Source organism: Ruminococcus sp. B05 (assembly GCF_003628495.1).
Taxonomy (GTDB): domain Bacteria; phylum Bacillota; class Clostridia; order Lachnospirales; family Lachnospiraceae; genus Schaedlerella; species Schaedlerella hominis.
The window spans coordinates 1-8,676 of record NZ_RBZR01000046.1 but is presented as its reverse complement, the minus strand read 5'-3'; the positions used below and the strand labels follow the sequence as shown (position 1 = coordinate 8,676).

The 8,676-nt window shown below is 38.6% G+C and carries 8 protein-coding genes, 2 tRNA genes, 3 pseudogenes and 1 riboswitch; all 13 genes and pseudogenes read left to right on the top strand.

Translation table 11 applies throughout. The features are described from left to right. A pseudogene (locus D8Q48_RS16560) lies at positions 1-171 on the top strand (DDE-type integrase/transposase/recombinase); the annotation flags it as partial. A gap of 474 nt (positions 172-645) precedes the next feature. Beyond that, positions 646-717 (top strand) — tRNA-Gln (locus tag D8Q48_RS16555). 34 nt (positions 718-751) lie between these two features. Beyond that, positions 752-825 (top strand) — tRNA-Pro (locus tag D8Q48_RS16550). A 267-nt stretch (positions 826-1,092) separates the two neighbouring features. Beyond that, positions 1,093-1,386, top strand: coding sequence for a cysteine-rich small domain-containing protein (locus D8Q48_RS16545; RefSeq protein ID WP_121057316.1), 294 nt, complete (start codon positions 1,093-1,095; stop codon positions 1,384-1,386). A gap of 137 nt (positions 1,387-1,523) precedes the next feature. Next, positions 1,524-1,658: riboswitch (FMN riboswitch) on the top strand. Next, positions 1,643-1,789 (top strand): hypothetical protein, encoded by a 147-nt coding sequence (locus D8Q48_RS17340; protein WP_172697021.1) that lies wholly within the window; start codon positions 1,643-1,645, stop codon positions 1,787-1,789. Its footprint overlaps the riboswitch before it by 16 nt. Beyond that, entirely contained in the window at positions 1,776-2,405 is a 630-nt protein-coding gene (locus tag D8Q48_RS16540; RefSeq protein WP_117992137.1) for an ECF transporter S component, read from the top strand. The genes D8Q48_RS17340 and D8Q48_RS16540 overlap by 14 nt, the downstream gene beginning before the upstream one ends. A gap of 301 nt (positions 2,406-2,706) precedes the next feature. Then, positions 2,707-3,834: pseudogene (locus D8Q48_RS17735) on the top strand (potassium/proton antiporter); the annotation flags it as partial. Positions 3,835-3,858: 24 nt separating this feature from the next. Beyond that, positions 3,859-4,296 carry a TrkA C-terminal domain-containing protein gene (locus D8Q48_RS17730; RefSeq protein WP_330514748.1) on the top strand — a complete coding sequence of 146 codons (438 nt, stop codon included), beginning with the start codon at positions 3,859-3,861 and terminating at the stop codon, positions 4,294-4,296. Between the two features lie 165 nt (positions 4,297-4,461). Next, on the top strand, positions 4,462-5,217 hold the full coding sequence (locus D8Q48_RS16530) for a cell wall hydrolase (RefSeq protein WP_121057314.1): 756 nt from the start codon (positions 4,462-4,464) through the stop codon (positions 5,215-5,217). Positions 5,218-5,367: 150 nt separating this feature from the next. Beyond that, a complete protein-coding gene (locus tag D8Q48_RS16525; protein WP_117992134.1) occupies positions 5,368-6,690 on the top strand; it encodes a Na+/H+ antiporter NhaC family protein in 1,323 nt (440 codons plus the stop codon). Between the two features lie 93 nt (positions 6,691-6,783). Beyond that, positions 6,784-7,248: pseudogene (gene eno, locus D8Q48_RS16520) on the top strand (phosphopyruvate hydratase); the annotation flags it as partial. Between the two features lie 298 nt (positions 7,249-7,546). Beyond that, the gene (locus tag D8Q48_RS16515; protein WP_121057310.1) at positions 7,547-8,332 is read left to right on the top strand and encodes a ParA family protein; all 786 of its coding nucleotides are present in this window, start codon (positions 7,547-7,549) and stop codon (positions 8,330-8,332) included. Next, the coding region (locus tag D8Q48_RS16510; RefSeq protein WP_121057307.1) for a ParB N-terminal domain-containing protein at positions 8,322-8,676 on the top strand (355 nt) is incomplete at its 3' end. The genes D8Q48_RS16515 and D8Q48_RS16510, both read left to right, overlap by 11 nt.

Below are 8,676 nucleotides of genomic sequence, written 5' to 3'. Positions count from 1 at the left end.
CTTATGGAAAAACATTCATATGAAATGGACGCAACAGTTTGGATCCATTCAGATCAGGGATGTCATTATACAAGTGTTGCATTCCGACAGCTTTTGGAAGATTATGATTTGCGCCAATCTATGTCCAGGCGTGGAAACTGTTGGGATAATGCGCCACAGGAAAGTTTCTTTGGTCATATTGATGGGGAGGCTGAAAAGCATCTGCAAGTTTAAAGAAAAGTAGGTTGCAGATATATCGGTCTCAAAAAAAGCATCTGCAACAATGAATATCAAGGCAGTGCAGATACATCAGTTGTCAAAAAGGCATCTGCGACAGCAAATAAACCCAGGATGTAGATGCATCAAATCCCAGAAAAGTAAATCCCTCATTGCTTCATCTATTTTGATCACAGTACACCACAAAGCAAGAAAAAGACTATGCAATCCAGCGAATTGGAGTCGGGCTTGCCCGACGAAGCTGAGCAGGAGTGCATAGTCTTTTTCTTGCTTGGAATTGTCGTGAACCAAATAGCAAACAAATATCTGACAATAGCACTTAAAGAGGTGAAAATTCTAACGAAAAAAATATAAAAAATCTCTTGATTTTTCTGGACAGTCTGATATAATAATCATGTTGCGTGTGACAAATAAGAATAATAAAGATGATGCGGAATGGTGTAATTGGCAGCACAGCAGACTCTGACTCTGTTAGTAGGGGTTCAAGTCCCTTTTCCGTAGCTTGGAATCTGGATTATCCAGATTCTTTTATTATCGGAGTGTGGCTCAGCTTGGTAGAGCGCTACGTTCGGGACGTAGAGGTCGCGTGTTCGAATCACGTCACTCCGATATTGTTATAGTATTTCACGAAGTCAAGTACTTCGTGATTTTTTATATATTAGGAAAGTGTTTTCCTAATATATAAAAATCGCTCCGCTAGGGATGCGCACTGCGGCGTACAATGTAGGTGTCGCAAGCGACCGCCGCAGGCGCAAGAATGTGCAAAGCACATTCTTTGTTCTCTCAGTCGAGAAGACTCCCACCTCTTCAGGTGATGAGTGATAGAAAATTAGTTTCTGTGTGATTGAGCAAATTTGTGAAAGATAGGAATATAAAATGAGTGAACAGCCAAAATGGAAGGGGAAACATTACTCTTTTTTTTGCAATAAAGAATGTGAGTATTTTCCATGTCATAAAACAAATCATCCGGAAGATTTTAATTGTTTATTTTGCTATTGTCCGTTATATACTCTGGGAGATAAATGTGGAGGAAACTTTCGATATACAGAGAGCGGGATTAAAGATTGCACAGAGTGTATGTTGCCTCACAAGAGAGAGAATTATGGTTATATTATAGGTAAATACGGAGAAATCATGGAAAAGGCAAGGAAAACAGACGAAAAGAAATAAAATAGTTTCTAATCAAAAGAGGATTTCAAGAATGTGGATGAAGATTTTGAAAAAGTTCAGAAAATCAGAATTAATTTGTGAAAAACTCTTGATTTTATAAAAATACATGATTATACTTATGTATGAAATTGAACAAAGAAATTCTTCGGGGTAGGGTGCAAGTCCCAACCGGCGGTATAGTCCGCGACCCACATAAGTGGTTGAATTGGTGACTCATAAGTTTGATGAGAATTCCAGTACCGACAGTAAAGTCTGGATGAGAGAAGAAATTGATGTCATAGAGATAACAAAAACCCCGGATAAAAAATCCGGGGTTTCTTTTTTGACAACACTTCCAAGAAGACTTTCTTTCTTTTCAAAATCTATTTGTTTTAAAGGAGAGAAAAAAGATGAGCACAGGTAGTAATGTAGCAACAGCAGAAAAAATACAAAAAGTAGGAGTAAGAACGTTGGTTCAGATTGGTATGCTTGCAGCGATCGCAGTGGTATTGATGTTATTTGAGATTCCACTTCCATTTGCACCATCATTTTACAAGATTGATTTCAGCGAAGTTCCGGTAATGGTTGGATGCTTTGTGATGGGACCTCTGGCAGGTGCGGCAATCGAATTTGTTAAAATTCTTTTGAACTTTGTAATCAACGGAACAACTACAGCTGGTGTTGGAGAGTTAGCAAATTTTCTGGTAGGATGTGCATTGTGTGTACCGGCAGGTATTATTTACAAATATAAACGTACAAGAAAGGGCGCATTGCTTGGTATGATAGCTGGAACACTTTTGATGGTTGTTGTAGGAAGTGCAATGAATGCATTTGTATTACTTCCGGTTTATGCAAAAGCATTTGGAATGCCAATCGATGCATTAGTAGCAATGGGAACTGCAGTTAATTCACACATCACAAGTCTTTCAACATTTGTGTTATTTGCAGTAGCACCATTTAACTTATTAAAAGGTATTTTGGTTTCACTGATTGTGTTATTGATCTACAAAAAAATCAGTCCTATTTTTAAAATGAGATAAGAACATCAGATGTGAGATGACTCCCACCTCTGTAGGTGGCGAGTAATGAATCAGTATCAGTGGTGGGAGTCAATCCCCCATCTGATATAGCCTCCGGCAGGATTGCAGAGATGCGCAGAAGAAGTATGTCATGCATTGCATGACGCGCATCTCGCAGCAAGAATGCAGAGGCATTCTTGAATAAAAAATAGTAGTGAAAAGAGGCGTTGATATGCGTTGAACATATCAGGGTCTCTTTTTTCGTCTCATTTTATAAGGGGATATATGTTATAATAGGAAGAAAAAAAGAAGAGGTGAGTGTGTGGAGACAAGTTTAATTTTATGTGCGGTTGTAATTATAACATGTATTTTGACAAACAAGTTGACAAACAGGATTGGAGTGCCGGCTGTTTTAGTGTTTATGGCGATTGGAATGATATTTGGAAGTGAAGGGATTTTTAAAATTCCATTTGATAATTTTGGGATAGCGGAAAAAATTTGTTCTACGGCACTTGTCTTTATTATGTTTTATGGTGGTTTTGGAACAAGTTTAAAAGCGGCAAAGCCGGTTCTTAAACAATCAATTTGTATGTCAACATTGGGTGTTGTATTAACATCGGTATTGACAGGTATATTTTGTCATTACGTATTACATATGTCTCTTAAAGAAGGTATGTTGCTAGGCGCAGTTGTTGGTTCTACGGATGCAGCGTCAGTATTTTCTATATTACGATCAAAACAGTTAAACTTAAAAGATGGAACAGCATCTATTTTGGAAGTAGAAAGTGGAAGCAACGATCCAGTTGCTTATATGATGACGATGATCATTCTGAGTTGGATGTCGTTAAGCAATCAAAATATTGTCTGGATGCTAATAAAATAGATTGGGCTCGGTTTTTTGTTCGGAATTGGGATTGGTATACTTGCTGTATGGAGTTTGCAGCATATTGAATTTGAAATCGAAGGAATGGATACAATTTTGATGATCGCATTGGTGTTACTTGCCTATGCAGGTTCTGTATTGCTTGGAGGAAATGGATATCTGAGCGTATATTTACAAGGAATTATAATAGGAAATCAGAAGTTTGAGCATAAAGTTGCATTAATTCATTTCTTTGATGGAATCAATCATCTGGCGCAGATTATAATTTTCTTCTTGTTAGGATTACTTGTTTTCCCATCGCAATTGTTGGGAATCGCAGGAAGTGCAATATTGGTTTTTGCGGGTTTGACTTTTATTGCCAGACCGATAGCAACTTTTTTGTTGCTTTTGCCATTCCATGCAAGCTTTAAACAGAAAACCTTAATTGCATTTTCAGGATTGCGAGGAGCCGCTTCGATTGTATTTGCAATTATGGTGACGGTAAGCCCGGTCTATACGAAAAGTGATGTATTTAACATCGTATTTTGTGTGGCGTTGATTTCTGTTACATTTCAGGGTCTTTTACTTCCGGTGGTTGCAGAACGACTTGATATGGTAGATGATGAACAAAATGTTATGAAGACATTTAGTGATTATCAGGAAGAACAACAGATTCAATTAATTCAAATGAAAATGGAAAAGGATCATAAGTATGTGGGTAAAAAGATTTCTGAACTGCGGATAAAAAATATGTTGATTGTTTTGATCAAACGTGGTGATGAGGATATTATCCCAAGGGCTGAAGTGAAGATAAAAGAAGGAGATATTCTTGTACTGAGCGCGCAATCCTATGAAGGGGATATTGATATGGTATTGAGGGAAGAAACGGTGGAAGAAGGAGATGGAAGAATCGGGTGTCAGATTAAAGATTTACCGAAAATGGAAGAGCGAATGATTGCGTTAATCCGACGAGAAGATGGCTCGACAGTTATCCCAAAAGGAGAGACAGTTATTCAGAAGGGAGATGTTCTGGCAATCAGTGGAAATTAAAATTTATTGTTGACAAGTTTGAAATTTTATATTAGAATGTCGACTCGTAACAAAATTGTAACATTTGTAATAAAAACGAAAAAAATGAATATAATTTATTATAACTCGTTAATCAAAGTGAAATAAAATTGCAAAGAATGTTACGAAATTGTAGGAGGAGACTATATGATTCAATATAAAAGATGGGTATCGATGGCGGTAGTTGCAACCACGGTTACGGTGATGACATTAGGTGTTAATACACAAGCTGCGGAGCATCATACAGAAATGATGTATGCATCCGACCACATGGAAATCGCATCCTTTGCTCAATTACTTCAGGATTCGGAAAGAACAGATGAGATTGTTATGGAAAATGAATACCAGGAGGCAGGATTGCTGACAATAGAAGAGTTGGACAAGAAAATAGCAGAGCAGAAACAAGCAGAAAAAGAAGCGGAAGAGAAAGCTTTGCAGGAGAAGAAAAAAGCGGAAGAAAAGGCACAGCGCGAATTAGAGGAAGCACAGAAAAAAGAAGCAGAGCGTATTGCGGCAGAGCAGGCGGAGGCACAAAGAAAAGCCGAAGAGGAAGCGGCTGTAGCACAGATTCAGGAAGCAGACAAAGAACTGTTAGCGTCGATTATTTTTTGTGAGGCGGGAAATCAGTCTTACGAAGGTCAAGTGGCAGTCGGAGCTGTTATTATGAATCGTGTGAAAAGTGCAGTATATCCAAACAGTATTTCAGAGGTTGTGTATCAGTCAGGGCAATTTGGCCCGGCGATGACAGGATGGCTTGACAGTGTCAGATATAGTGCAGGATATACACCAAGTGCTATGCAGGCAGCAATAGATGCGTTGTCCGGAAGTAATCCAATCGGAGATTGTCTCTATTTTGATCAAGGCGGTATGGGATACCAGCTGGGAGATCATTATTTTCACTAAAATTGAATTGAAATAAATAAAGACAGATGATTGATGAAAATTGATCGTCTGTTTTACTTTTTGTGGAAAAGGAAAATATTTTCACTGTCCAAAATAAGAAAAGAATGGTACAATGGGTTCTGTTAGGAAAAATGAGGAGAGAAGTAGAGTATGATGCAAAAGAAAAAAAGTAATCCAATTGCCTTGATGCCTATAGTAGTATTTCTTGTGTTGTATCTTGGGTTGGGAATTTTATTTGAGTATGTGCTGGATATTCCGATGGGATTTTATAATGTGCCAATTGTAATCGCATTTTTGGTGGCCATACTTGTAGCTTGTCTGCAGAACCGGACAGTTAGTTTTGATGAAAAACTGGGATTAATGGCACAAGGTCTGGCAGATAAGAATATTATCACGATGTTGTTGATTTTTTTGACGGCAGGTTCATTTGTAGGAGTTGTAGGGCGTGACAGTGCAGAAAGTGTTGCGTATTTTATGCTTTCTATGATTCCGGCAAGATTCGCAGTTGCAGTATTGTTTGTAGTCGCTTGTTTTGTATCGACAGCTATGGGAACATCAGTTGGAACAATCACGTTAATTGTGCCGATTGCAGTGGCAGTGGCAGGTGCTTCTGGATTTTCAGTTCCATTATGCGTAGGAGCTGTTATGGGAGGAGCAATGTTTGGAGATAACTTATCGTTTATATCCGACACAACGATTGCGGCATGTAATGGACAAGGATGTGCGATGAAAGATAAGTTTAAAGAAAACTTCTGGATTGCTCTTCCGGCAGCGGTGGTAACTTTGATCATTATATTGGTTTTATCATTTAAGACGGATATAAATGGTCAAATCCAGCAGTCATATAACCTGGTGCAGATTGTACCATATCTGTTGGTATTGGCAGGTGGAATTGTAGGAATTAATGTATTTGTGGTATTGCTGATTGGAATTGTGTCCGGATCAATTATTATGATTGCGGGGGGATACGTTCAGGCAATAGATCTGCTGAGTAATATGGGGTCAGGGGCTGCCGGAATGTTTGAAACTAGTATGGTAGCTGTTTTGGTAGCGGCGATGTGTGCTTTAATCCGTGAATATGGTGGTTTTGAGGCGTTACTGCAGTTTATTAAAAAAATCTTTAAAGGAAATAAAGGTGGTCAGTTGGGAATGGGAATGCTTGTAGGAGCAATGGATATTGCGACTGCAAATAATACAGTTGCGATTGTAATGGCAAACCCAATCGCACAGGAGATGTCACGCGAATATAATATTAAACCACGAAAAGCAGCGTCTCTGTTAGATACATTTTCGTGTGTATTCCAAGGGGTGATCCCTTATGGAGCACAGATGCTGGTTGCAATTTCAGCAGTGAATGAGCTGGGCTATGAGATAACAGCATTCCAGATCATGCCAAAGCTATTTTATCCATATTTGCTGTTAGTTAGTTCGCTTGTGTGGATATTTGTTATTCCGGACAGACGGAGCAAATAGTGGGATGATGTAATATTTTGGAGAGAAAAATAAATTTACAATAGTATGAAATAAAACCTTCTTGGAATACTAAAATTAAAGGAGGTTTTTGTTATGTATGAATACATGCCTATACGAGATGTGTACGCAAGAGAAATATTAGATTCCAGAGGGAATCCGACAATAGAAGTGGAAGTGCTTGTAGGAGAGAATATAATCGGTAAGGCGGCTGTTCCATCAGGAGCATCTACCGGAAAATATGAGGCGGTAGAATTAAGAGATGGAGGGGTGCGATATGGAGGGAAAGGTGTCCAACTGGCAGTGGAACATGTGAACAATCAGATTGCAGAAAGCATCATCGGAATGAATATTTTTGGGCAGAGCGAAATTGACCGGGTATTGATTCAGTTAGATGGAACCTTGAATAAAAAGAAATTAGGAGCCAATGCATTGCTGGGTGTGTCACTTGCATGTGCCCATGCGGCGGCAAATGCATTACAGATTCCGCTGTATCGTTATCTCGGGGGTGTAAATGCGAAAAAACTACCGATACCAATGATGAATATTTTGAATGGTGGTGCTTGTGTTATTATAATGACACAAGGCAGAACCCCTTATAATACAAGGGCTCTAGCGATTTAGTCCTAAATAAATTTCGTAACCAATCAACGAATTTATGAAGGAAAGGCCTCTCTTTTATAAATAACACAGTACAGAAGTAATAGAATTTCAGAACTCTGCTGAGATGTATTTACTATACCACGAAAGCGGTGATAATTGAATAAAAATATATTTTGGACTGAATTAGCTCGCATGAGATTTATATCTCAGCTGTCTGATTCAGTCTTTTTATTTAACAAGAAAGAAGGGAAAGATTATGGCAAAAGTAATTTCTATTGTAAACCAAAAAGGGGGAACGGGAAAATCAGCATGTACAGCTAATTTAGCAGTAGGATTAGCACAAAAGAATATGAAAGTGTTAATCGTTGATGCCGATCCACAGTCTGATGTATCCGCAGGATTTGGATATCGTGATTGTGATGAAAGTAATGAAACACTTACAGCTCTTATGGATACAGTAATGAAAGATGAAGATATTCCTTCAGACTGTTATATCAGGCATCAGGCAGAAGGAATAGACATTATCTGTTCTAACATTGGACTGGCAGGTACGGAAGTACAGTTGGTAAATGCAATGAGCAGGGAATATGTATTGAAACAGATTTTATATGGTATCAAGGATCAATATGATGCAATTATCATTGATTGTATGCCATCATTGGGAATGATCACAATCAATGCACTGGCTGCATCAGATGAAGTACTAATTCCGGTTGAAGCGTCTTACCTGCCAATCAAAGGATTGCAGCAGTTATTAAAAACAATCGGTAAGGTCCGTAAGCAAATCAATTCGAAGCTGCAAGTCGGTGGAATTCTGTTTACGATGGTCGATGCTCATACGAATGATGCCAGGAATAATATGGAACTTCTCAGAAATGTATATGGAAGTCAAATTCATATCTTCGATAATTATATTCCATTTTCTGTAAGAATGAAGGAAGCAGTCAGAGAAGGACAGAGTATTTTCTCTTATGATCCGAAAGGCAAAGCTACAGAAGCTTATCGGAGAGTGACGGAGGAGGTGCTGAAAGATGCCATCTAAAAAAAGAGCAACTCCCGTTTCCTTACAGCCGCTTGATGCATTGTTTGGAACAAACGAAGAGACAACCAATGGAATTAGTGAGATAGCAATAGGAAGTCTTCATCCATTTACGAATCACCCGTTTCAAGTAAGAGATGATAAGAAAATGGAAGAATTAGCGGAAAGTATTACACAATATGGCGTGTTGGTTCCTGGTATTGTGCGGTTGAGAGAATCCGGTGGTTATGAGCTGGTAGCTGGTCATCGGCGAAAACGAGCATGTGAACTTGCTGGACTAGAGAAAATGCCGGTTATCATCAAAGATCTTACAGATGATGAAGCGACGGTGATTATGGTAGATTCCA